This is a genomic window from Pseudomonas sp. ATCC 13867 (genome assembly GCF_000349845.1).
In the GTDB taxonomy this organism is placed as follows: domain Bacteria; phylum Pseudomonadota; class Gammaproteobacteria; order Pseudomonadales; family Pseudomonadaceae; genus Pseudomonas.
This window is the reverse complement of record NC_020829.1, coordinates 3,866,805-3,890,580: the sequence shown is the minus strand read 5'-3', so window position 1 is coordinate 3,890,580 and position 23,776 is coordinate 3,866,805. Positions and strand designations below refer to the sequence as shown.

Annotated in this window: 22 protein-coding genes; 8 read left to right on the top strand and 14 right to left on the bottom strand. The window is 66.5% G+C overall.

From position 1 onward, the window contains the following. Positions 1-244 precede the first annotated feature (244 nt). Positions 245-2,431: a patatin-like phospholipase family protein gene (locus tag H681_RS17285; protein WP_015478167.1), complete on the bottom strand. Its 2,187-nt coding sequence runs from the start codon at positions 2,429-2,431 to the stop codon at positions 245-247. A gap of 68 nt (positions 2,432-2,499) precedes the next feature. Here H681_RS17285 and H681_RS17280 point away from each other — a divergent pair, with 68 nt between their 5' ends. Further along, on the top strand, positions 2,500-2,784 hold the full coding sequence (locus H681_RS17280) for a SelT/SelW/SelH family protein (RefSeq protein ID WP_015478166.1): 285 nt from the start codon (positions 2,500-2,502) through the stop codon (positions 2,782-2,784). 112 nt (positions 2,785-2,896) lie between these two features. Next, entirely contained in the window at positions 2,897-3,889 is a 993-nt protein-coding gene (rfaD, locus tag H681_RS17275) for an ADP-glyceromanno-heptose 6-epimerase (RefSeq protein WP_015478165.1), read from the top strand. Between the two features lie 548 nt (positions 3,890-4,437). Here rfaD and H681_RS17265 read toward each other — a convergent pair. The 3 genes from H681_RS17265 to H681_RS17255 form a co-directional block, all read right to left on the bottom strand. After that, on the bottom strand, positions 4,438-5,304 hold the full coding sequence (locus H681_RS17265; RefSeq protein WP_015478164.1) for a DMT family transporter: 867 nt from the start codon (positions 5,302-5,304) through the stop codon (positions 4,438-4,440). A 75-nt stretch (positions 5,305-5,379) separates the two neighbouring features. Continuing rightward, entirely contained in the window at positions 5,380-5,721 is a 342-nt protein-coding gene (locus tag H681_RS17260) for a tRNA-binding protein (protein ID WP_015478163.1), read from the bottom strand. Positions 5,722-5,795: 74 nt separating this feature from the next. Then, the gene (locus H681_RS17255) at positions 5,796-6,560 is read right to left on the bottom strand and encodes a helix-turn-helix transcriptional regulator (protein WP_015478162.1); all 765 of its coding nucleotides are present in this window, start codon (positions 6,558-6,560) and stop codon (positions 5,796-5,798) included. Positions 6,561-6,698: 138 nt separating this feature from the next. Between H681_RS17255 and H681_RS17250 the strand changes: the two genes are divergently transcribed. Both H681_RS17250 and H681_RS17245 read left to right on the top strand, forming a co-directional pair. Next, on the top strand, positions 6,699-7,508 hold the full coding sequence (locus tag H681_RS17250; RefSeq protein ID WP_015478161.1) for a UDP-2,3-diacylglucosamine diphosphatase: 810 nt from the start codon (positions 6,699-6,701) through the stop codon (positions 7,506-7,508). Next, the gene (locus H681_RS17245; protein WP_015478160.1) at positions 7,505-8,527 is read left to right on the top strand and encodes a glycosyltransferase family 4 protein; all 1,023 of its coding nucleotides are present in this window, start codon (positions 7,505-7,507) and stop codon (positions 8,525-8,527) included. The genes H681_RS17250 and H681_RS17245 overlap by 4 nt, the downstream gene beginning before the upstream one ends. On the opposite strand, the gene H681_RS17240 is transcribed toward H681_RS17245, so the two are convergent. Further along, positions 8,528-8,776 carry a hypothetical protein gene (locus H681_RS17240; protein WP_015478159.1) on the bottom strand — a complete coding sequence of 83 codons (249 nt, stop codon included), beginning with the start codon at positions 8,774-8,776 and terminating at the stop codon, positions 8,528-8,530. A 213-nt stretch (positions 8,777-8,989) separates the two neighbouring features. Here H681_RS17240 and H681_RS17235 point away from each other — a divergent pair, with 213 nt between their 5' ends. Next, the gene (locus tag H681_RS17235; RefSeq protein WP_015478158.1) at positions 8,990-10,123 is read left to right on the top strand and encodes a GNAT family N-acetyltransferase; all 1,134 of its coding nucleotides are present in this window, start codon (positions 8,990-8,992) and stop codon (positions 10,121-10,123) included. 222 nt (positions 10,124-10,345) lie between these two features. On the opposite strand, the gene H681_RS17230 is transcribed toward H681_RS17235, so the two are convergent. From H681_RS17230 to H681_RS17215, 4 genes are all read right to left on the bottom strand, one after another. After that, positions 10,346-10,612 (bottom strand): DUF2790 domain-containing protein, encoded by a 267-nt coding sequence (locus H681_RS17230; protein WP_015478157.1) that lies wholly within the window; start codon positions 10,610-10,612, stop codon positions 10,346-10,348. A gap of 249 nt (positions 10,613-10,861) precedes the next feature. Then, the gene (locus H681_RS17225; RefSeq protein ID WP_015478156.1) at positions 10,862-11,092 is read right to left on the bottom strand and encodes a hypothetical protein; all 231 of its coding nucleotides are present in this window, start codon (positions 11,090-11,092) and stop codon (positions 10,862-10,864) included. 1 nt (position 11,093) lies between these two features. Next, positions 11,094-12,521, bottom strand: coding sequence for a cytochrome-c oxidase, cbb3-type subunit I (ccoN, locus tag H681_RS17220; RefSeq protein WP_015478155.1), 1,428 nt, complete (start codon positions 12,519-12,521; stop codon positions 11,094-11,096). A gap of 149 nt (positions 12,522-12,670) precedes the next feature. Beyond that, complete coding sequence (locus H681_RS17215) at positions 12,671-13,105, bottom strand: NUDIX hydrolase (RefSeq protein WP_015478154.1); 435 nt, start codon at positions 13,103-13,105, stop codon at positions 12,671-12,673. A gap of 131 nt (positions 13,106-13,236) precedes the next feature. Here H681_RS17215 and rluB point away from each other — a divergent pair, with 131 nt between their 5' ends. Next, positions 13,237-14,562, top strand: a complete 1,326-nt coding sequence (gene rluB, locus H681_RS17210; RefSeq protein ID WP_015478153.1) for a 23S rRNA pseudouridine(2605) synthase RluB — start codon at positions 13,237-13,239, stop codon at positions 14,560-14,562. Between the two features lie 156 nt (positions 14,563-14,718). On the opposite strand, the gene H681_RS17205 is transcribed toward rluB, so the two are convergent. The 5 genes from H681_RS17205 to H681_RS17185 form a co-directional block, all read right to left on the bottom strand. Next, on the bottom strand, positions 14,719-15,645 hold the full coding sequence (locus tag H681_RS17205) for a GGDEF domain-containing protein (RefSeq protein ID WP_015478152.1): 927 nt from the start codon (positions 15,643-15,645) through the stop codon (positions 14,719-14,721). A gap of 247 nt (positions 15,646-15,892) precedes the next feature. Further along, complete coding sequence (locus H681_RS17200; protein ID WP_015478151.1) at positions 15,893-16,636, bottom strand: YciK family oxidoreductase; 744 nt, start codon at positions 16,634-16,636, stop codon at positions 15,893-15,895. 51 nt (positions 16,637-16,687) lie between these two features. Beyond that, complete coding sequence (gene mupP, locus H681_RS17195; protein WP_167650136.1) at positions 16,688-17,365, bottom strand: N-acetylmuramic acid 6-phosphate phosphatase MupP; 678 nt, start codon at positions 17,363-17,365, stop codon at positions 16,688-16,690. Further along, positions 17,362-18,060 carry a bifunctional 2-polyprenyl-6-hydroxyphenol methylase/3-demethylubiquinol 3-O-methyltransferase UbiG gene (gene ubiG, locus H681_RS17190; protein ID WP_015478149.1) on the bottom strand — a complete coding sequence of 233 codons (699 nt, stop codon included), beginning with the start codon at positions 18,058-18,060 and terminating at the stop codon, positions 17,362-17,364. The genes mupP and ubiG overlap by 4 nt, the downstream gene beginning before the upstream one ends. A 147-nt stretch (positions 18,061-18,207) precedes the next feature. After that, positions 18,208-19,533 (bottom strand): TRZ/ATZ family hydrolase, encoded by a 1,326-nt coding sequence (locus H681_RS17185; protein ID WP_015478148.1) that lies wholly within the window; start codon positions 19,531-19,533, stop codon positions 18,208-18,210. A 152-nt stretch (positions 19,534-19,685) separates the two neighbouring features. Between H681_RS17185 and mtnA the strand changes: the two genes are divergently transcribed. Then, the gene (gene mtnA, locus H681_RS17180; RefSeq protein ID WP_015478147.1) at positions 19,686-20,762 is read left to right on the top strand and encodes an S-methyl-5-thioribose-1-phosphate isomerase; all 1,077 of its coding nucleotides are present in this window, start codon (positions 19,686-19,688) and stop codon (positions 20,760-20,762) included. A gap of 233 nt (positions 20,763-20,995) precedes the next feature. Continuing rightward, positions 20,996-23,776: a DNA gyrase subunit A gene (gene gyrA, locus H681_RS17175; protein ID WP_015478146.1), complete on the top strand. Its 2,781-nt coding sequence runs from the start codon at positions 20,996-20,998 to the stop codon at positions 23,774-23,776.

Sequence of the window (23,776 nt, the reverse complement as noted above, 5' to 3'; positions counted from 1 at the left end):
GCTGATCGAGCAACTCCGTCCGCGATCAACGCCGCTGCGGGGCAAATCGCGGACGGAGTCCGCTCCTGCAAGCGCCCGGTACAAGGCGGATGGATACCTCCGGCGCGTCCTGCGACGAATCCTCCCTTGCAGGAGCGAGCTTGCTCGCGAACATGGGCATCCAGGCTGGCGCAGAGATACCCGGCAAACCACCGTTCGCGAGCAAGCTCGCTCCTACAGGCCGGGGCCCGATGGCGAGCAGGGCTTAGAAATTCCGTCCCAGGTTGATGTACATCGCGTGCTCGCTGGCGTCGTTCAGGCCGTAGCTGAAGGACAGCGGCCCGAGCGGCGTCTCGAAGCCCATCAGGATGCTGCCGGCGTTGACGTAGCCGGTGTCGTAGCTGTTGTCGTTGTTCCACACCCGGCCGCGTTCCAGGCTGCCGCCCAGGTAGAAGGGGAAGTCCAGCGGCAGGAAGGAGCGCTCGGTCATGCGCCGGTAGTAGATGACCCGGCCGAGGCTGTAGTTCTGCCCGGCCAGGGCATCCTGGCGGAAGCCCGAGAGCTGCCGCGCGCCGCCGAGCAGGAAGCTCGACACCACCACCTCGGCATCGTCGAGGGTGCGTCCGTAGCCACCGCCCAGCACGAAGGTGTCCGGCCCGCTGCTCAGTGCCTTGTCCAGGTGGATGTCCCACTGCCGGTAGCGGTCGTCGTCGCCCAGCGAGGGGGTGTGTTCGCGGAAGGCGGCCTGGATGTTTTCGCCTTCGCGGGGGAAGTCGACATTGTCCATCGTGTCGAAGGAGTACTTGAGCTCCGCGTAGCCTTCGTTGAAGTTGAAGTCGGGCAGGTCCTGTTCGCCCACGCGGACGTCGGCCTTGCCGTAGGCCTGGGCCACGCCGAAGCGGATCTCGCCGTTGTTGGCGATCTGCCGGCCGACATTGAGGCCGTAGCCATAGCGCTCCAGGCGGTATTCGGCGATGGGATCGTCGTCGTCGGTGGCTTCGACGTTCTGCGCCTCGTTGAACAGGAAGGGCGCGACGAAGTAGCGCGAGCCCACGTCCAGCGGCTGGTAGAACTCGCTGTAGAGTTCCTGGTGGTCGCCGATCTGCAGGCGCGTCAGCCATTCCGCGCCGAGGCGGTTGATGCCATTCATGCGGTAACTGGCACCGACGTTGAAGGTGCTGTCGCCGCGCAGGTCGTCGGAGAGGTTCAGGCCCAGGCGCAGGTAGTCTGTGCCGCCGCGCTTGCCGTAGGCGTGGATCACCAGGGCGTTGCCGTCCTTCTGGTGCACCACGCGGTACTGCACCTGGTCGAAGTAGTCCAGGCCGTAGAGGGTGCTCATGTCGCGCTGCAGGCGTTCCAGGTCCAGGCGTTCGCCCAGCGGCTGGCGGATGTAGTGGAGGATGACGTCGTCGCTGACCTTGGAGTTGTTCTCCACTTCGATGCGATTGATCACCGGCTGGCGTTCGCCGGGCGTGCGCGCCTCGTTCAGGGCCACGGCGTGTTCGTCCCTGCTCTGGCGCAGGCTGGCCAGGCGCGGCGCGAGGATGGTGGCGGCGCGGTAGCCGGCGTCGATCAGTTGCGGCACCTTGCCGAAGTCGGCGGAGCTGTAGCCGCTGAGCGGTGGCTGGATCAGCACGTCGGTGGATTTCAGGGTGGCCAGTTGCGCCTCGGAGTTCTTGCGGGTCATCAGGGTGACGGACTGGTTGAGCATGTCCACCACCGAGGTCAGTTGCTTGCGGTCCAGCAGCGGGTTGCCGATGTCCACCGCGATCACCACGTCGACGCCCATCTGCCGCGCGACATCCACCGGGATGTTGTCGACCATGCCGCCGTCCACCAGCAGCTTGCCGTTGACGTCCACCGGGGCGAACACCGCCGGGATCGACATGCTGGCGCGGATCGCCTGGGGCAGGTGGCCTTTGCTGAACACTATTTTCTCGCCGGTGGAGATGTCGGTGGCCACTGCGCGGAAGGGGATGGCCAGCTTGTCGAAATCGCGGGTGTCGCTGGTGTGCACCAGCAGGCTTTCCAGCAGCATCGACAGGTTCTGGCCCTGGATCGCGCCCAGCGGCAGGCCGAGGGTACCGTCGTCACGGAAGCTGAGTTTCTGTTTCACCAGGAAGTCGCGGTCGTCCTGCTTGCGCCGGAAGGGCATGTCGACCCGTGGCGGGGAGTCGGACAGCGCCTGCTGCCAGTCCAGGGTCAGCGCCAGCTTTTCGAGCTCCTTGGGTGTGTAGCCCGCCGCATAGAATCCGCCGATCACTGCGCCCATGCTGGTGCCGGCGATGGCGTCGACATGGACGCCCTGTTCGTCCAGTGCCTTGAGTACGCCGATGTGCGCCAGGCCCCGGGCCGCGCCGCCGGAGAGCACCAGTCCGATCTTCGGCGGCGCGTTGGCCGCCAGGGTGCCGAGGGGCAGGAGCAGGAGGAGGGCGAACAGCAGGCGGCGCATAACAGGGGAATCCGAATAGGCGTGTCGGCCGGTATTATAGGTGCGCGTCCTACTGCAGGGTCTGATTCATGTCCGAAGCCAAAGCCGAAATCGTCATCACCTATTGCACCCAGTGCCAGTGGCTGTTGCGCGCCGCCTGGCTGGCGCAGGAACTGCTGAGTACCTTCGGCGACGACCTGGGCAAGGTCAGCCTGGTGCCGGGCACCGGCGGGGTGTTCCACATCAGTTGCGATGGCGAGCAGATCTGGGAGCGCAAGGCCGACGGTGGGTTCCCCGAGGCCAAGGTGCTCAAGCAGCGGGTGCGCGACCGCATCGACCCGCAGCGTGGCCTGGGCCACAACGACCGCCCCTGAGTCGCCGAAATATCATTTCGATAGCAAGCTAACTTCTTTGCTTCATGTCAACGGGGTACGTCCGTGCCACTCGTAGTCTGGGTGCATCCATTCTCCGCAGGGGATGCCCGACATGAGCATCATCGTCACCGGCGCCGCCGGCTTCATCGGCAGCAACCTCGTCAAGGCGCTGAATGCGCGCGGCGAGACCGACATCATCGCGGTCGACGATCTGACCGAGGGCGACAAGTTCGCCAATCTCGCCGATTGCGACATCAGCGATTACCTGGACAAGCGCGACTTCATCGAACGCTACGCCCGCGGCGACTTCGGCGTGGTGCGCGCGTTGCTGCACCAGGGCGCCTGCTCCAGCACCCTGGAGCGCGACGGGCACTACATGATGGACAACAACTACCGCTACAGCGGCCAGTTGCTCGACGCCAGCCTGTCGCTGGGCGTGCCGTTCCTCTACGCCTCGTCGGCGGCGGTGTATGGCGGCGGCCAGGAGTTCCGCGAGATGCGCTCCTGCGAGCGGCCGCTGAACGTCTATGGCTATTCGAAATTCCTCTTCGACCAGCGTGTGCGCAAGGTACTGCCCACCGCGCGCAGCCAGATCGCCGGCTTCCGCTACTTCAACGTCTACGGCCCACGCGAACAGCACAAGGGGCGCATGGCCTCGGTGGCCTTCCACTGCTTCAACCAGTTCCGCGAGACGGGGAAGGTGAAACTGTTCGGCGAATACGGCGACTACCCGGCTGGCGGCCACCAGCGCGATTTCGTCTCGGTGGAGGACGTGGCGAAGGTCAATCTGTACTTTCTCGACCACCCCGAGCACAGCGGCATCTTCAACCTCGGCAGTGGTCGCGCGCAGCCGTTCAACGACGTGGCGCTGGCCGTGATCAACACCCTGCGCGAGCAACAGGACCTGCAGCCGCTGACCCGGGATGCGGCGACGCGCGCCGGGCTACTGGAATACACCGCGTTCCCGGACGAGCTGCGCGGAAAGTACCAGTGCTACACCTGCGCCGACATCGCCTTGCTGCGCGAGGCGGGCTACCGCGAGCCGATGCTGGCCGTGGAGGAGGGCGTGGCGCGTTATTGCCGCGGCCTGCTGGCGCAGGCGTGAGCCGGTTTTACCCAGTCTTTACCTTGTGCTGACACTCAAGGGCGGGCGAACACGCGATCATTGCACCTGGAGCGGCGGACATCGCTCCGCCCGATACCGCGTCAACCGAGGCTCCTGGAACACAGGAGCCGTCACCGGACAGGCCGCTTCGCAGGCTGTCATGCGAGGAACCCTTGGTATTCCCTCCCCAGGGCAAGGATTCGCAATCCGCATGCTGCGAGGCGGCCTTCTTTTTGCCGCACGCATTGCTCCAGCCCTTGTAGGAGCAACCCTCTCCCTCCGGGAGAGGGGGCAGACCGTGCCGGCTGAGACCGAGATTTCCTCCTGCACCGAACGGTCCCCTCTCTCCCTGGGAGACGACTGCATGGATGCAGGGGGTACGACGCAGGATGCCAAAGCCGAGGGTTAGGGTGAGGGTCGCCCCGAGCGCAGATATATCTCGTAGGAGCGAGCTTGCTCGCGAACTGGTCCTGCTTCGCTGCCAAGCGGTTCGCGAGCAAGAACCAGGCGTCCCCCTCGCTCCTGCGAAAAGCAAGCGCGGAGCGAGATCAGTGCGACCCGCGCGCACTGAGGAAGGTGGCGAAGATGATCAGCACGCCACCCGCCAGCATCCGCAGGCTCGGTTCTTCGCCGAACAATACGGTGGCGAAGGCGATGCCGTAGACCGGCTCCAGGGCGAAGATCACCGCCGCCGTGCGTGCCTTGATCAACCGCAGGCTGGCGACGAACAGGCTGTGGGCGACGCCGGTGCAGAGCACGCCCAGCAGCACCAGCCAGAGCCAGTCCATGCCGCGCACCGAGGGCAGTTCGACGAACACCAGCGGCAGCAGGCAGGCGATGATCGTCAGGTTCTGGCACAGCGCCGCCTGGATCGGGTCGATGCCGCGCACGCTCACCCGGTTGGCCAGCGACAGCAGGGCGAACAGCAGGCCTGAGAGAGTGCCCCAGAGCAGTCCGGCGGTGGCGCCGTCGCGCAGGTCCAGGGTTGGCGTGACCATCACCAGGCCGATGCACACCAGCGCCACCACCCCGTACTCGCCCTTGCGGATGCGCTCGCGGAACAGCAGCCCTTCCAGCAGCACGGTGAAGGCCGGGAAGCTGGCGAAGCCGAGGGTGGCGACGGCGACGTTGCCCACCTTTACCGCGAGGAAGAAGGTCAGCCAGTGCGTACACAGCAGCACGCCGCCGCCCAGCAGCATGGCGGCCTGTTTCAGCGTGGGTCGCCGTTGCCCGCGCAGATGCCCGGCGAACACCGTCGCCAGCGACAGCGAGCCGAACAGCGCACGGCCGAAGACGATGACCAGGGGGCCGGCGAGGATGAGTTTGCCGAAGATGCCGGACAGCCCGAACATCAGGGCGCCGATGTGCAGGCCGATCAGGGCGCCGCGGGGAGTGAGTTGAGTGACGCGTTTCATGCCGGGGGCGGTGGCGGGACCTTGTCGGGAAAGAGGGACGCGCGCCAGGACAGCCGGCGCGCGGTGGAACGAGCATCAGGCCAACCGCGCGCCATTGGGCAGCGGCTTGTCGAAACCGGCCAGCACCACTTTCTCGTCGCTGTCGTAGGCGCCGGTGACCAGCACTTCCGAGCGCACGCCGGCGATGGACTTGGGCTCGAAGTTGCACACGCACAGCACCTGGCGGCCGATCAGCTCGCTGGCTTCATAGTGCGCGGTGATCTGCGCGCTGGAGGTCCTGATCCCCAGCGGGCCGAGGTCGACCTGGAGGATGTAGGCGGGTTTGCGCGCCTTCACGTTGGGTTCGGCCTGGACGATGGTGCCCACGCGCAGTTCGACGCGCTCGAAATCCTGCCACTCGATGGTGTCTGCCGACATCGCTGCTCCCGCTGGGTTATCCGGTTCGATGGCCGGCAGTCTAGGCCCTGGGCGCGCGGCTGTCTGTCGCGCGGCTAGCGGGAATTGTCGCGCGCCTGCTGGCGCAGTTGGCGCGGGGTGGTGCCGAACTGGCGCACCAGCGCGGCGGTGAAGGCGCTTTGCGAGGCGTAGCCGACCTGCGCGGCGATCTCGCCGACCGACAGGTGCGAGCCGCGCAACAGGTCGCGGCCCAGCTGCAGGCGACGCTGGCGCACATAGTCCATGGGCGTTTGCCCGGTTTCGGCGAGGAAGCGGGCGTGGAAGCGCGCGGCGGACAGCCCGGCGAGTCGCGCCAGGTCGGCGACCTGCAGCGGGTGCGCGGCATGGCGGTCGATGTAGCTATCCAGGCTGGCCAGCGGCAATTGCGCGGGTTCTTCCACGCGCTGCTGGCCGGCGGCGAGGCTGGCCAAGAGCAGGATCGCACCCTGGCGCGCCAACACCGGATCGTGCAGCGGGCTGCCGGCAAGCCAGTGCACCAGTTGTGCCTGATCGTTGCTGAGCAGGCGCTGGCCGGGGGTTTCCAGCAGGCGGCGACCGGCATCGCTGTGCAGCCCCAGGTCGGCGAGCAGATCGTCTTCGTCTTCCAGATCCACCACCAGGCAGCGACTGCCGTCGGGGCTGGCGCAGGCGTGGTGCTCCTCGCGCGGCACCACGGCGAAAGTCTGCCGGGTCACCAGGCTGCCGCGTCCGCCCACTTCGAAATCCAGGCTGCCGGACAGCCCCAGCACCAGCTGCGCATGGCTGTGGCTATGGGCGAGATGGTCATGGCTGTAGTGACGCAGGGAGAGGATCTGGCTCATGCAAGGCTGCTTTTCGTGCTGGCGGGCAGGCTGACAGTCTAGCGCGCCGCGGGCTGTAACGGGACTGTCGCCAGTCGGTCACCTGCGCTTCACCCCGTGGGTCGACACTCGGAGAAACCCCACTGGAGGTCGCCGACGATGAGCAGCGCGCAACGCATGACGCCGACGAAGAAACAACGGGTGCGGACCCTGTGGATATCCGATGTCCACCTCGGCACCCGCGACTGCCAGGCCGAGCACCTGGCCGGCTTCCTCAAGCGCTACCATGCCGACCGCATCTATCTGGTGGGCGACATCATCGACGGTTGGAAGCTGCGCGGCGGCATCTACTGGCCGCAGGCGCACACCAACGTGATTCGCCGTTTGCTGACCATGAGCAAGCGCGGCACCGAGGTGATCTATGTCACCGGCAACCACGACGAGTTCCTGCGCCGCTATTCCTCGCTGCTGCTGGGCAACATCCGCCTGGTGGACGAGATCGAGCACACCACCGCCGACGGCCGCCGGCTGCTGGTGATCCACGGCGACCAGTTCGACGTGATCACCCGCTACCACAAGTGGCTGGCCTTCCTTGGCGACTCCGCCTACGAATTCACCCTGACTCTCAATCGCTGGCTGAACCACTGGCGCAGCCGCTACGGCTATGGCTACTGGTCGCTGTCGGCGTACCTCAAGCACAAGGTCAAGACGGCGGTGAACTTCATCAGCGACTTCGAGGAAGCCATCGCCCACGAGGTGCACAAGCGCGGTCTCAATGGCGTGATCTGCGGGCATATCCACCATGCCGAGATCCGCCAGATCGGCGAGGTGGAGTACCTCAACTGCGGCGACTGGGTGGAGTCCTGCTCGGCGCTGATCGAGCACTGGGACGGCAGCATCCAGCTCTACCGGCTGGCCGAGGAGCAGGCGCGCGGCGCGGAGCTGACGGCGGTCGAGACGGCGGCATGAGGCTGCTGATCGTCACCGATGCCTGGCTGCCGCAGGTCAACGGCGTGGTCACCAGCCTGCGGGCGCTGGTGGCTGAGCTGGAGGAGATGGGCCATGCGGTCGGCCTGATCACCCCGCAGGATTTTCGTCATTGCCCGTGCCCGAGTTATCCGGAAATTCCCCTGGCCTGGGACCTGTGGAGGGTCGGCGAGAGGATCCGCGAGTTCGCTCCCGACTGCGTTCACCTCGCCACCGAAGGTCCGCTGGGCTGGGCCGCCCGGCGCTGGCTGATACGCCGGGGCCTGAAGTTCAGCAGCGCCATCCACACGCGCTTTCCCGAATACGTGAACACCCGCTGGCCCTGGTTGCCGCTGGGTTGGGGCTATGCCCTCCTGCGCCGCTTCCACGCGCCGAGCCAGGCCGTGCTGGTGAGCAGCGAGCGGATGCGCGAGGCCTTTGCCGAGCGCGGATTGGAGCGCCTGGTGCTGTGGCGCAAGGGCGTCGACCTTTGCCGTTTCCAGCCAGGCGAGAGAGCGCCGGCGGCGGAGCCGGTGTTTCTCTATGTGGGACGCCTGGCGCGGGAGAAGAACCTCGACGCTTTCCTGGGTCTCGACCTGCCCGGACTCAAGCGCGTGGTGGGCGATGGCCCGCAGCGGGCGGAGCTGCAGGCGCGTTATCCACAGGTGGAGTTCCTCGGCTATCGCCACGGCGACGCACTAGTGGCGGCTTATCGCCAGGCCAGCGTGCTGGTGTTCCCCTCGCGGACCGATACCCTGGGGCTGGTGATGTACGAGGCGCTGGCCTGCGGCACGCCCGTAGCGGCCTTCCCGGTGGCGGGGCCGCTGGATGTGCTGGAAGAGGGCGTGACCGGTGCGTTGCACGAGGACCTGCGCAGCGCCTGCCTGCGGGCGCTGGCTCTGGATCGCCAGGTCTGCGCGCAGTGGGCGCGCGGTCAATCGTGGCGGTCGTCGGCGCAGGAGTTCCTTTCCCTGCAGGTACGCCTGACGGAGTTGCCGATCAGCGAAGCGCCAGCCTGCTGATCAGAACAGCGGACGGTCGTGGTCCAGGCTCTGGTCCACCAGCCATTTGCCGTGGGCGATGGAGGCGTGCTGGGCCTTCTCCAGGTCCGCCATGTAGGCGTATTCCAGCGGCAACGTCTTGCGTTTGGTGGTCTGGCCGTCGGGGCTGGTAATGTGGCAGCCGCCGGCCCAGGGCGTGGGCATGCCGGGATGTTCAACGACATCGGCGGTGATGGTGTACTTGCGGTATTCGCATTGCATCAGGCTCATGGGACGTCCTCCGGGCAAATCGCCACTCTTCCGGGCCGGGCGCGTGGCGGGCGGAATGGAGCCGGCTGGGGTTGCCGGCAAGCCTTGTCAATCCCCACCATAGACCAGTCGTTGGGTCCGTTTGCCGGATACCGACGAACGTGAATGTCACTGGCGCGGGCTTTTCCTGCGCCAATCTTCCATTCCCGGGCGCTGCGCGCCAGACTGTCGGCCATGCCAATCCAGACTCTTTCCCGCCTCGCCGATGTGGATGCCCGCCAGTGGGATGCCCTGCTGACGGACGGCCAGCCGTTCCTGCGCCATGCCTTTCTCCAGGCATTGGAGGAAAGCGGCAGTGTCGATGGGCGTACCGGCTGGACACCGGCTCATCGCGCCCTGTTCGACGACGATGGCCGCCTGCTCGCCGCCGCGCCGGCCTATCTGAAAGGCCATTCCTACGGCGAGTACGTGTTCGACTGGAGCTGGGCCGATGCCTGCCAGCGGGCGGGTATCGGCTACTACCCCAAGCTGCTGGTGGGCATTCCCTTCACCCCGGTGGCCGGCGGGCGCTTGCTGGGCGCACCTGAGGCCGCGCTGAGCCTGGTCGGTGCGCTGGTGAGGGAGGTGGATGAGGCGCGTTGCTCCGGGGTACACGTGAACTTCACCGATGGTGCCGCCGACGCGCTGCTCGGTGGGGCCGATGGCTGGATGGAGCGGCTGGGTTGCCAGTACCACTGGCGTAACCGTGGTTACCGCGATTTCCAGGATTTCCTCGACGCCCTGAGTTCGCGCAAGCGCAAGCAACTGCGCAAGGAGCGCGAGCAGGTCGCCGGGTTGGGCATCGATTTCGTCTGGATGGAAGGCCGCGAGCTTTCCGAGGCGCACTGGGACTTCGTCCATGCCTGCTATAGCAGCACCTACGAGGTGCGCGGGCAGGCGCCTTACCTGACGCGGTCCTTCTTCAGCCTGCTCGGCGAACGCATGCCGGAGGCCGTTCGCGTGGTGTTCGCCCATCGCGGCGGGCGCCCGGTGGCGATGGCCTTCAGCCTGGTCGGTGGCGATTCGCTGTACGGTCGTTACTGGGGTTGCCTGGCGGAGTTCGATCGACTGCACTTCGAGACGTGCTTCTACCAGGGGTTGGACTTCGCCATTGGCCACGGTCTGCGGCGTTTCGATGCGGGGGCGCAGGGCGAGCACAAGCTGATCCGTGGCTTCGAGCCGGTGATCACGCGCTCCTGGCATCGCCTGGGGCATCCCGGTTTGCGGGCGGCGGTAGCGGAGTTTCTGGAACAGGAGCGCGCCGGCATTCTCGCCTACGCCGAAGAGGCCCGGACCGCGTTGCCCTATCGGCAGCAGGGCTCTTCGTAGGAACGAGCTTGCTCGCGAACCGCTTTGCAACGATGTCTACGGGGCGTTCTGTTCGCGAGCAAGCTCGCTCCTACAGGTGGCGCAGCTTCCTGGTAGGGCTGAGTTTCGCGGACTTGCGGGATGACGGCTGTGGTGCGGCGGCAAATCAGGATCGCCCCCCGACCGCCACCACAGGCTCGCGGGGGTGGGCCAAGACGGCCGGAGGGCGATGTTCGGCGGGGCTCAGCCCTGGCTGGTGCTGCCGCCCCATTCGAGGAAGCGAACCTTGTGGGTTTCGCCGTTGTGGTCCTGGTAGACCATGTAGGCCGGCACGATGCCGACCTTGCCGGAGTTGTCGGTGCGGTGCAGCACCTTGTCCACGTCCAGGGCCATGCCGTAGTGGTATTCGGTAACCGGCAGATCGGCACCGGGGTTCTTGATGGCGTCCTGGGCGAAAGCCATCGGGGCAAGGCTGGAGATCACAGCCGACACGACAGAGGCAAGCTTCATTCTGATATTCCTCGGTGAACGGACTCGGTGAATGGGTTTGAAAGCCCCACCGGGGAGCGCTGGCATCGATGATGTTTGTCCTGGGGTCCAGGCAGGGCAGGGGACGATGCTTCAGGCGTCCATCGGGTGGCGGGGCACGGGACAGATAGTTTCATTCCGGCCGCCCGCCGAGAAATTGATGTGCTTGCTAATGAAAATTGATGGAGGTGATGCGGCGCTCTGTCGCAGGTCTTTGCGTGAGATACCGCGCTAGGGCTGCCAGTCGTGCCAGTGCTCGCAGTCGCCTTGGCAGCGACCGGGGCAGGCGCAGCCAGTACGGCTGCGTCCGGTGGTTTTTTCCATGCGCCGGGCGACCTCTTCGTCATCGGCGAAGGGCAGCATGCTGGCCTCCTCGATGCCGCGCTCGCGGTGCGCCCGCAGGCTCCAGCCGACGCCGAAGTACAGCGCCAGCAGGCCGGCCAGCCCCAGCCAGAGCGTCACCTCAGGCCATCCGCTCGGCGGCGAGCAGCGCTTCGGGCTGCGGCCTGCGCACGGTCATCCAGGTGTTCCAGGCCATCAGCAGCATGCCGCCGAGGAACAGCATGCCGCCGCTCATGCGCACCACGAAGCCGGGGTGGCTGGCCTGCAGCGCTTCGACGAAGGAGTAGGTGAGCGTGCCGTCGGCGTTCACCGCGCGCCACATCAGGCCCTGGGTGATGCCGTTGACCCACATCGAGGCGATGTACAGCACGGTGCCGATGGTGGCCAGCCAGAAGTGCGCGTTGATCAGGCCGATGCTGTGCATCTGTTCGCGACCGAAGACCTTGGGAATCAGGTGGTAGAGCGAGCCGATGGAAATCATCGCCACCCAGCCCAGGGCGCCGGCATGGACATGGCCGATGGTCCAGTCGGTGTAGTGAGACAGGGCGTTGACGGTCTTGATCGCCATCATCGGGCCTTCGAAGGTGGACATGCCGTAGAAGGCCAGGGAGACGACGAGGAAGCGCAGGATCGGGTCGGTGCGCAGCTTATGCCAGGCGCCGGAGAGGGTCATCATGCCGTTGATCATTCCTCCCCAGCTCGGAGCCAGGAGGATCAGCGACATCACCATGCCCAGCGACTGGGCCCAGTCCGGTAGCGCGGTGTAGTGCAGGTGGTGCGGGCCGGCCCAGATGTACAGGGTGATCAGCGCCCAGAAGTGCACGATGGACAGCCGGTAGGAATACACCGGGCGTCCGGCCTGCTTGGGCACGAAGTAGTACATCATCCCCAGGAAGCCGGTGGTGAGGAAGAAGCCCACCGCGTTGTGGCCGTACCACCACTGCACCATCGCGTCGGTGGCGCCGGAGTACACCGGGTAGGACTTGAACCAGTCCACCGGGATCGACAGGTGGTTGACGATGTGCAGCATCGCGGTGACCACGATGAAGGCGGCGAAGAACCAGTTGCCCACGTAGATGTGCGGCGTCCTGCGCTTCATCAGGGTGCCGAAGAACACCACCGCGTAGGCGACCCAGACGATGGCCATCCACACCGCGCCGGTGAACTCGATCTCGGCGTATTCCTTGGTGGTGGTGTAGCCCAGCGGCAGAGTGATCAGCATCACCACGATCAGCGCCTGCCATCCCCAGAAGGTGAAGGCGGCCAGGCTGTCGGAAAACAACCGCGCCTGGCAGGTGCGCTGCACGGTGTAATAGCTGGTGGCGAACAGGGCGCAGCCGCCGAAGGCGAAGATCACCAGGCTGGTGTGCAGCGGGCGCAGGCGCCCGAAACTGGTCCACGGCAGGTCAAGGTTCAGTTGCGGCCAGACCAGCTGGGAGGCGATCAGCACCCCCATAGCCATGCCGACGACGCCCCAGACCACCGTCATGATGGCGAATTGGCGAACCACCTTGTAGTTGTACGCCTGCTCCGTGCTTCTCGTGTTCATGCTGGATTCCCGCTTGTGTCAGAACGTCCGGGCACGCGCGGGTGGGCCGGCGGCGTGCTTCGGTGAGCGGGCAATCTAAGGAGATGTGTCAGCCGGAAACAGATTCAGATGGGCCGTGCAAATGCATATCAGCGGTTGGCCGCGTGGAATCAGCCGATCTCGACGCGGCCTGCGAGGAAATGCCGCAGGCGCTCCTGCAGGTAATCCACGGCCTGCCCGTGGGCGAGGTATTCGCTGACCCGCATCAGGCGCCAATACTGGCCCTCGTCGCCGAAGCGGATGGCGTCGAGCTCGGCTCGATCCAGGCGCGCCACCAGGAACCAGGCCCACGGCGCGGGACCGTGGGTGGCGCGGTAGCGGCGCTGCCACTCGATACGCCGGGCATCCAGGCGGATGGCAAACTCCTCTTCCAGTTCACGCAGTGCGCACTGCGCCGGGGTTTCGTCGCCCTCGCGGCCGCCGCCAGGGAAGTCCCAGCAGCCGGGGTAGGGGATGCCGGGTTTCTCGTCGCGCTTGTAGACCACCAGTTGGCCGGCATGGAACAGCGCGAGCTTCGCGCCGGTGAAGTCGTCTTCGCGGTGCATTGATCCATTCCCCGTGTAGGGTTCTGTAAGTCGGCTAGTCTTTCCCGATCGCGGGCGATGCTTTGCCGCGCGCAAGCGCGTATGATGCGCGACCTTTTTATTCGTTGCATGCCACACCGGGAGGTGCCCAGATGACCGACACGCACGAAAACCCAGAACTGATCCCCGCGCCGGCCGGCGAGAAACTGCAGAAGGTCCTCGCTCGCATGGGCGTCGGCTCGCGCCGCGACGTCGAAGCCTGGATCGAAGATGGCCGGGTGAAAGTCAACGGCGCCGTGGCCACCCTTGGCCAGCGCGTCGGCGACCGCGATGCCATCGCCGTCGATGACCGCCTGCTCAAGCGCGAGAAGATCGAAGAGCACGTCCGTCGCGTGCTGATCTACAACAAGCCCGAAGGCGAAGTCTGCACCCGCGACGATCCGGAAGGCCGCCCGACCGTGTTCGACCGCCTGCCGCGCCTGCGCAGCGGCCGCTGGATCAACGTCGGTCGCCTGGACATCAACACCACCGGCCTGCTGATGTTCACCACCGACGGTGAGCTGGCCAACCGCCTGATGCACCCGTCCTACGAGATGGACCGCGAGTACGCCGTGCGCGTGCGCGGCGAAGTCGACGAAGAGATGATCGAGCGCCTGAAAGCCGGCGTGATGCTCGAAGACGGCCCGGCCAAGTTCAGCGACATCCAGGAAGCGCCCGGTGGCGAAGGCTTCAACCACTGGTACCACGTGGTGGTGATGGAAGGCCGTAACCGCGAAGTCCGCCGCCTGTGGGAGTCCCAGGGCGTGATCGTCAGCCGCCTGAAGCGCGTGCGCTTCGGACCGGTGTTCCTGACCTCCGAGCTGACCATGGGCCGCTACCGCGAGATGGGCCAGCGCGAGCTGGACATCCTCAGCGAGGAAGTCGGCCTGACGCCGGTCGCCCTGCCGGCGGTCTCCACCAAGACCAAGGAGAAGGTCGAGCGCCAGGAGCGCAAGCTCGGCAAGAAGCTGGCGCCCAGCGAGCGTCCGGGCCGTGGTGCGCGTACCCGCACCGAGCGCGCCGAAGGCGAGCGCCCGCAGCGCGCGCCGCGCCCGGCTGCCGGTGAGCGTCCGGCGCGCGCTCCGCGTGATGGCGACGAGCGTCCGGCCCGAGCCCCCCGTGGTGATGACAGCCGTGCCCCGCGCAAGCCGCGCGAGACGGGCAGTGATCGTCCTGCTCGCGCCCCGCGTGGCGAAGACAGCCGTGCTCCGCGCAAGCCGCGTGACGCGGGCGGTAATCGTCCGGCCCGTGGTCCGCGCAGCGATGCCGGCGAAGACCGTGCACCGCGCAAGGCACCGAGCGATCGTCCGGCTCGCGCGCCCGAGCGCGACAAGGGCGCCCCGCTGGCCGAGCGTCCGGGCAAGCCGGCGCGCAAGCCGATTGCCAAGCGTCGCCCGCAGGCTGCCGGTGACGGCATGCGCCCGGGCTTCAAGCGCTAAGCGTTAGCGATAAATGAAAAAGGGCTCCTCGGAGCCCTTTTTCATTGCCTGCGAATTAGCAGAGCTTTGTAGGAGCGAGCTTGCTCGCGAACCCGCCTGACACCGAAGTCACCGGGAAACGCTGTTCGCGAGCAAGCTCCTACAGGGAGATAGTTCTCAACTCGCGCAGGCCAGCCGGTTGCGCCCGTCGCGCTTGGCTTCGTAGAGGGCGCTGTCGGCGCGGCGCAACAGGTCGTCCACCGACTCACCGCCATTGAGCGTGGCACAGCCCAGGCTGATGGAAAGCGGCAAGCGCTTGCCGTCGATGACCAGGTCCAGCTCCTCCACGGCGCGCCGCAGCCGTTCGCCCACCTGGGCGGCGCTGCTGCCGGGAGTATTGGAAAGCAGCACGAGAAACTCCTCGCCGCCGAAACGGAACACCATGTCGACGTTGCGCAGGCTGGTCTTGACCGCCGCCGCCACCGCGCACAGGGCGTCGTCGCCGATGCTGTGGCCGAACGCGTCGTTGATCTGCTTGAAATGGTCCAGGTCGAGCATCAGCAGCGACAACGGTTGCAGGTGGCGCCGGGCGACCTCGACCTCGCGAGTCAGGGCCTGGTCCATCGCGATGCGATTGCCGGTGCCGGTGAGCGCATCGCGCAGGGCGGACTGCACCGCGGCGCGGTAGAGCAGGGCGTTGCGCAGCGGGTAGAGCAGGCAGGCCATCAGCGACTCCAGCTGGCCCAGCTCGGCCTCGGAGAAGCGCTGGCGGCGGCGGAAGCAGAGTTCGCCCAGGTACTCGCCGTCATGGGTGAGGCGATAGCCGGCGCTGTGCGCTGCCGAGTCGCCGAACTCCAGGCGCAGGTCGGCCCCCGAGTGCTGGTAGGCCAGGTAGTCCACCGGCAGCAGGCGCTGGATCTCACTGAAGAACACCGCCAGGATACGTTCGGCTTCCAGGCTGGCCTGCAATTGCAGGTTCAGTTGCTGGCGCAGTTCCAGCGGGTCGAGCGGAAGCCTGGGACGCTGGCGCGTCTCCTGGGCGGCCAGGCGCTGGAGCTTGGCGGCATCGAAGTCGATGGTGTTGGACTGTTTGGGGGGAACCATGACGCGAGGCAACCTCTGACGCATTTTGTACGGCGACAGGAGGGACAGAGCGATTTCCGTGCCAGCCCTCGAAAAGTCTCCAAAAGAGCGCTTATGGACCGACAGAAGGCGGGTTGGGTTCCGATGGGGTGGAAGTTTCGTCAGAAGAGTGGCGAAATAATGGCACTTTGCCGGGAGTCAGAAAGCGCGCTAGCCAGAAAACCGGCGAAATGCGGCGCCCCCGAGGCGGGGCGAGGGCGCCGTGGGGTCAGTCCTGGGCGTTGAAGGCCTGGCCGTTCACGCCCTTGCTGTCCGGACCCATGAGATACAGGTAGACCGGCATGATTTCTTCGGGCGCCGGGTTGTTGAAGGCGTTCTCGCCCGGATAGGCATGGGCGCGCATGGCGGTCCGGGTGGCGCCGGGGTTGACGCTGTTGGCGCGCACGCGGGTGATGTCCTCGCACTCGTCCGCCAGCACCTGCATCAGGCCTTCGGTGGCGAACTTCGACACCGCGTAGGCGCCCCAGTAGGCGCGGCCCTTGCGGCCGACGCTGCTGGAGGTGAAGACCACCGAGGCGTCCTCGGAGAGCTTGAGCAGCGGCAGCAGGGTGTGGGTGAGGCTGAACATGGCGTTGACGTTCACCTGCATGACGCGGGTGAAATTGTCGGTGGAAATCTGCTCGATGGGCGAGCGCAGGCCGAGGATCGAGGCGTTGTGCAGCAGGCCGTCGAGCTTGCCGAACTCCTTCTCGATGGTGGCCGCCAGCTCGTCGTACTGGTGCGGCAGGGTGGTTTCCAGGTTCAGCGGGATCACTACCGGTTCCGGATGGCCGGCGGCGACGATCTCGTCGTAGACCTCGTTGAGGTAGTCCTCGGTCTTGCCCAGCAGCAGCACGGTGGCGCCGTGGGCGGCGAAGGTCAGCGAAGCGGCCCGGCCGATGCCGCGACCGGCGCCGGTCACCAGGATCACGCGGCCCTTTAGCAGGTCGGGGCGGGCGGAGTAGTCGAACATGGTTTCTCCTAAGCGGAGCCCGTCAGCGCGACGAGCTCCCGGGAATTGAACTCAGCAGGAGCAGAGCGCGCGGTCGAGGACGGCGAGCAGGTCGCGAGGCTGATCGACGATGACGTCGGCGCCCCAGTGCGCGGGGTTGTCGTCCGGGTGGATGTAACCGTAGCGCACGGCGGCGGTCTTGGTCCCGGCGGCGCGGCCCGACTCGATGTCGCGCAGGTCGTCGCCGATGAACAGCGCTTCGGACGGGTCGATCTTCAGCTGGCTGCAGGCCAGCAGGAGCATTTCCGGGTCCGGCTTGCTGTTCTTCACATGGTCCGGGCAGACCAGCACGGCGGAGCGCTCGGCCAGGCCCAACTGCTCCATGATCGGCGCGGCGAAGCGCACCGGCTTGTTGGTCACTACACCCCAGATCAGGCGCGACTGCTCGATGCTCTCCAGCAGCTCGGCCATGCCGTCGTACGGGCGGGTGAAGACGGCGCAATGTTCCTGGTAGCGATCGAGGAACTCCTGGCGCAGGGCCTCGAAGCCGGCGGCTTCCGGGTCCATCTCGAAGGTCGCGGCGACCATCGCGCGGGCACCGCCGGAGACCACGTCCTGGATGCGCTGGTCGTCGATCGGCGGGCGGCCGTGGGCCTTGAGCATCGCCTGGCACACGGCGATGAAGTCCGGCGCGGTGTCCAGCAGCGTGCCGTCCATGTCGAAGAGAACCGCTCTGAGCATGCGACTCACTCCTCGCGCAGGGTCTGGATCATGTAGTTGACGTCGACGTCGTCGGCCAGCTTGTAGTGCTTGGTCAGCGGGTTGTAGGTCAGGCCGATGATGTCCTTGACCGCCAGGCCGGCGTCGCGCGACCAGGCGCCCAGTTCGGAGGGGCGGATGAATTTCTTGAAGTCGTGGGTGCCGCGCGGCAGCAGGCGCATCACGTATTCCGCACCGACGATGGCGAACAGGTAGGCCTTCGGGTTGCGGTTGATGGTGGAGAAGAACACCTGGCCGCCGGGCTTGACCATCCTGTAGCAGGCGCGGATGACCGAGGCAGGGTCCGGCACGTGCTCGAGCATCTCCAGGCAGGTCACCACGTCGAACTGCTCGGGCATCTCTTCGGCCAGTTCTTCGGCGGTGGTGCGGCGGTATTCCACCGGCACGCCGGATTCCAGCTGGTGCAACTGGGCGACCGCCAGGGGCGCTTCGCCCATGTCGATACCGGTGACGGTGGCGCCGCGCTGGGCCATCGCTTCGCTGAGGATGCCGCCGCCGCAGCCGACGTCGAGCACCTTCTTGCCGGCGAGGCTGACGCGCTCGTCGATCCAGTTGACCCGCAGCGGGTTGATGTCGTGCAGGGGCTTGAACTCGCTCTCGCGGTCCCACCAGCGGTGGGCGAGGGCCTCGAATTTGGCGATCTCGGCGTGGTCGACGTTGCTCATGGTGTCCCTATTGATCAAAAAGCTGGAAACGAAGACTGACTATGATGCCAGCTTCGTGGAATGGATGGGGCGCGGCATGACAGATTGTCGCAGCGGCGGCGGGCATCCTCAGGCAGCGCGGCCTGAGGATGCCGATCCGGGGTGGGCTCAGGCGCCGGCGATCCTGCGGCCCCACTCGCCGGCCACGGCGATCAGGCGCTCTTCGTCCAGGCGGGTGAGCTGGCCGTCGTCCAGCAGCTGCTTGCCGCCGACCCAGACGTGGCGCACGCAGTCGCGGCCGCTGGCGTAGATCAACTGGGAAACCGGCTCGTAGACCGGCTGCTGGGCCAGGCCCGAGAGGTCGAAGGCGGTCAGGTCGGCGGTCTTGCCCAGCTCCAGCGAGCCGGTTTCCTGCTCCATGCCCAGCGCGCGGGCGCCGTTCAGGGTGGCCATGCGCAGGGCGCGGTGGGCGTCCAGTGCGGTGGCCTGGCCGGCCACGGCCTTGGCCAGCAGGGCGGCGGTGCGGGTTTCGCCGAGCAGGTCGAGGTCATTGTTGCTGGCGGCGCCGTCGGTACCGATGGCGACGTTGACGCCGGCCTGCCACAGCCGTTCCACCGGGCAGAAGCCGCTGGCTAGCTTGAGGTTGGATTCCGGGCAGTGCACCACCGAGCTGTTGGTTTCCACCAGCATCGCCAGGTCCTCGTCGTTCACCTGGGTCATGTGCACGGCCTGGAAGCGCGGACCGAGCAGGCCCAGGCGGTGCAGGCGCGCCAGCGGCCGCTCGCCATGCTTCTCCAGCGCCTGCTGGACCTCGAAGGCGGTCTCGTGGACGTGCATGTGGATGCCGACGTCCAGCTCCTCGGCGAGCATCAGGATGTTTTCCAGCTTGTCGTCGCTGACCGTGTAGGGCGCGTGCGGGCCGAAGGCCACCTTGATGCGCGGGTGGTGCTTGAGGTCATCGCGCAGCGCCAGGCCCTGGCGGATCGCCTCGTCGGCGTCGCGGGCGCCGGGCACCGGGAAGTCCAGCACCGGCACGCTGATCTGCGCGCGCACGCCGGCCTTGTGCACCGCCTCGCAGGCCACCTGCGGGTGGAAGTACATGTCGGAGAAGCAGGTGATGCCGCCCTTGAGCTGTTCGGCGATGGCCAGCTCGGTGCCGTCGCGGACGAAGTCCTCGCCGACCCACTTGGACTCCGCCGGCCAGATGTGTTCCTGCAGCCAGGTCATCAGCGCCAGGTCGTCCGCCAGGCCACGGAACAGGCTCATCGCCGCGTGGCCGTGGGCGTTGATCAGGCCGGGGGAGAGCAGCATGCCCGGCAGCTCGCGGGTTTCCGAGGCCGGGTGGCGCAGCGCCTCGGCGCGCGGGGCGAGCAGGGCGATGCGGCCGTCGCGGATGCCCAGGCCGTGATCGCGCAGGACGACGCCGGCGGGCTCCACGGGGACGATCCAGGAGGGAAAGAGCAGCAGGTCGAGCGGGACTTTGGCGGTGGGCATGGAGCGCATCCTGGGCGCGGGGATAAAGGGCCCGAGTATAGCCGAGCGCCACTCGATCCGGCTCGGTATACTCGGCGCTTTTACCCGCCCGTGCGGGACGATTCCCGGGGCCGGGAAAGGCCCGCGATTCCATTGAAATGAAGAGGTGTTCCATGCGTGAGCGACTGTTGGCGGCCGAACGGGTGACAGCCATTGATTGGCGCAAGGGGACCCTCCGCCTGCTGGACCAGCGCCTGCTGCCGCTGGAGGAAACCTGGCTGACCTACGAGAGCGCCGAGGGCGTGGCCGAGGCCATCCGCCAGATGGTGGTGCGTGGCGCGCCGGCCATCGGCATCGCCGCCGCCTATGGCGTGGTCCTGGGGCTACGCGCCCGCCTGGCCGTGGGTGGTGACTGGCGCGCGGCGCTGGAGAACGATTTCAGCGTGCTGGCCGAGTCGCGTCCCACCGCGGTCAACCTGTTCTGGGCGCTGAACCGCATGCGCGACCGCCTGGAGCGTCTGAAGCCGGGCGAAGACCCGATGCCGCTGCTGGAGGCGGAAGCCATCGCCATCCATGAAAGCGACCGCGAAGCCAACCTGACCATGGCCCAACTGGGCGTGGAGCTGATCCGCAAGCAGCACAGCGGCCCACAGAAGATCCTCACCCACTGCAACACCGGCGCCCTGGCCACCGGCGGCTTCGGTACCGCGCTGGGGGTGATCCGCGCCGCGCACCTGGAAGGGCTGATCGAGCGCGTCTACGCCGACGAGACCCGTCCCTGGCTGCAGGGCGCGCGCCTGACCGCCTGGGAGCTGGCCAACGAGAACGTGCCGGTTACCCTCAATGCCGACGCGGCTGCCGCGCACCTGATGAAGACCGAGAGCATCACCTGGGTCATAGTCGGGGCCGATCGCATCACCGCCAACGGTGACGTCGCCAACAAGATCGGCACCTACCAGCTGGCCGTCAACGCCATGCACCACGGCGTGCGCTTCATGGTGGTGGCGCCCAGTTCGACCATCGACATGAACCTGGAAAGCGGTGAGGACATCCCGATCGAGGAGCGCGACGGCCGTGAGCTGCTGGAAATCGGCGGCAAGCGGGTCGCCGCCGAGGTCGATGCCTTTAATCCGGTCTTCGATGTGACTCCGGCGGATCTGATCGATGCCATCGTGACCGAGCGCGGGGTGGTCGAGCGTCCCGACGCCGAGCGCATGGCCCAGTTGATGAGCCGCAAGCGCCTGCATTGACGGGGCCTGCGGCAATTCATCGTGGGGGCTGGGCGAGGGTAGGGTTTGACCCTGGCTTGTGGTAAGCTCCGACGGTTCTTAAGGGGGCATTTTCACGGCCCCCACAGCATCGCGGATCAACGGCCAAGTCGTTGATTTGTAGAGAGTCGGTGGCGCTTTGATGGCGCACCGCGCTCCGCCGGGCTCAGGACGGGCGAGGCGGAGTCCCATTTGAAAAAGGAACCAGGCTTCTCATGGGCGAACTGGCCAAAGAAATCCTCCCGGTCAACATCGAAGACGAACTCCGACAGTCCTACCTCGATTACGCCATGAGCGTGATCGTCGGTCGTGCCCTGCCCGATGCGCGCGACGGCTTGAAGCCCGTGCATCGCCGCGTCCTGTACGCCATGAGCGAACTGGGCAACGACTGGAACAAGCCCTACAAGAAGTCTGCCCGTGTGGTCGGCGACGTGATCGGTAAGTACCACCCGCACGGCGACACCGCGGTGTACGACACCATCGTCCGCATGGCCCAGCCGTTCTCGCTGCGCTACATGCTGGTCGACGGCCAGGGCAACTTCGGTTCGGTGGACGGCGACAACGCCGCGGCCATGCGATACACCGAAGTGCGCATGTCCAAGCTTGCCCATGAGCTGCTGGCGGACCTGGACAAGGAAACCGTCGACTGGGTGCCCAACTACGATGGCACCGAGCAGATCCCGGCGGTCATGCCGACCAAGATCCCGAACCTGCTGGTCAACGGTTCCAGCGGTATCGCCGTGGGCATGGCGACCAACATCCCGCCGCACAACCTCACCGAGGTGATCGACGGCTGCCTGGCGCTGATGGACAACCCCGAGCTGTCCATCGATGACCTGATGCAGTACATCCCCGGTCCGGACTTCCCGACCGCGGGCATCATCAACGGCCGTGCGGGCATCATCGAGGCCTATCGCACCGGTCGTGGCCGCGTCTATATCCGTGCCCGCGCCACCATCGAGGACATGGAGAAGGGTGGCAACCGCCAGCAGATCATCATCACCGAGCTGCCCTACCAGTTGAACAAGGCCCGCCTGATCGAGAAGATCGCCGAGCTGGTGAAAGAGAAGAAGATCGAAGGCATCACCGAGCTGCGCGACGAGTCCGACAAGGACGGCATGCGCGTGGTCATCGAGCTGCGCCGCGGCGAAGTGGGCGAGGTCGTGCTGAACAACCTCTACGCGCAGACCCAGCTGCAGAGCGTCTTCGGCATCAACGTGGTGGCCCTGGTCGACGGCCAGCCGCGCACGATGAACCTCAAGGACATGCTCGAGGTGTTCATCCGTCACCGCCGTGAAGTGGTGACCCGCCGGACCGTCTACGAGCTGCGCAAGGCGCGCGAACGTGGCCACATCCTCGAAGGTCAGGCCGTTGCCCTGTCGAACATCGACCCGGTGATCGAACTGATCAAGACCTCGCCGACCCCGGCCGAGGCCAAGGAACGCCTGATCGCCACTGGCTGGGAATCCAGCGCCGTGGAAGCGATGGTCGAGCGCGCCGGCGCCGATGCCTGCCGTCCGGAAGACCTGGACCCGCAGTACGGCCTGCGTGACGGCAAGTACTTCCTGTCGCCGGAGCAGGCCCAGGCCATCCTGGAATTGCGCCTGCACCGCCTGACCGGCCTGGAGCACGAGAAGCTCCTGTCCGAGTACCAGGAAATCCTCACCCTGATCGGCGAGCTGATCCGCATCCTGACCAGTCCCGAGCGCCTGATGGAAGTCATCCGCGAAGAGCTGGAGAAGGTCAAGGCCGAGTTCGGCGACGCCCGCCGCACCGAGATCGTCGCGTCGCAGATGGACCTGACCATCGCCGACCTGATCACCGAAGAAGAGCGCGTGGTGACCATCTCCCACGGCGGTTACGCCAAGTCCCAGCCGCTGGCCGCCTACGAGGCCCAGCGTCGCGGTGGCAAGGGCAAGTCCGCCAGTGGCGTGAAGGACGAGGACTACATCGAACACCTGCTGGTCGCCAACAGCCACGCCACCCTGCTGCTGTTCTCCAGCAAGGGCAAGGTCTACTGGCTGCGCACCTTCGAGATCCCGGAAGCCTCGCGTACCGCCCGTGGCCGTCCGCTGGTGAACCTGCTGCCGCTGGACGAAGGCGAGCGCATCACCGCGATGCTGCAGATCGACCTGGAAGCCGTGCGCGCCCAGTTCGCCGGCGACGACAACGATGACGACGACGTGGTTGCCGAGCAGGTCGCCGAAGTGGTGGAAGCCGAAGAGGCCGAAGAGGGCGACGACGCCGACTTCAGCCAGGACGAGCCGACCGGCGCGTACATCTTCATGGCCACCATGAAAGGTACCGTGAAGAAGACCCCGCTGATCCAGTTCACCAAGCCGCGTTCCAACGGCCTGATCGCCCTGAAGCTGGAAGAGGGCGACTCGCTGATCGCCGCCGCCATCACCGACGGTTCGAAGGACGTGATGATGTTCTCCGACGCCGGTAAGGTGATCCGCTTCAAGGAAAGCAAGGTGCGCATCATGGGCCGTAACGCCCGTGGCGTGCGCGGCATGCGCCTGGGCGAAGGCCAGCGCATCATCTCGATGCTGATCCCCGAGTGCCGCGAGGCGCAGATCCTCAGCGCCTCCGAACGCGGCTACGGCAAGCGCACCCCGCTGGCCGACTACCCGCGTCGCGGTCGTGGTGGCCAGGGCGTGATCGCCATGGTGATCAACGAGCGTAACGGCAACCTGGTCGGCGCCGTGCAGGTGCTGGACGGCGAGGAAATCATGCTGATTTCCGACCAGGGCACCCTGGTGCGTACCCGCGTCGACGAAGTTCGCGGTGCGGGCCGTAACACCCAGGGCGTGATCCTCATCAAGCTCGCCGCCGACGAGACCGTCGTGGGCCTGGAGCGGGTGCAGGAGCCGACCGTGGTGGAAGACGAAGACGACGTCATCGACGGCGAGATCGTCGAGGGCGAAGTGTCGGAAGAGAACCCAGAAGCAGGCGAAGCTGTGGCTGAAGAAGCCCCGCAGGCCAGCGAAGACTGA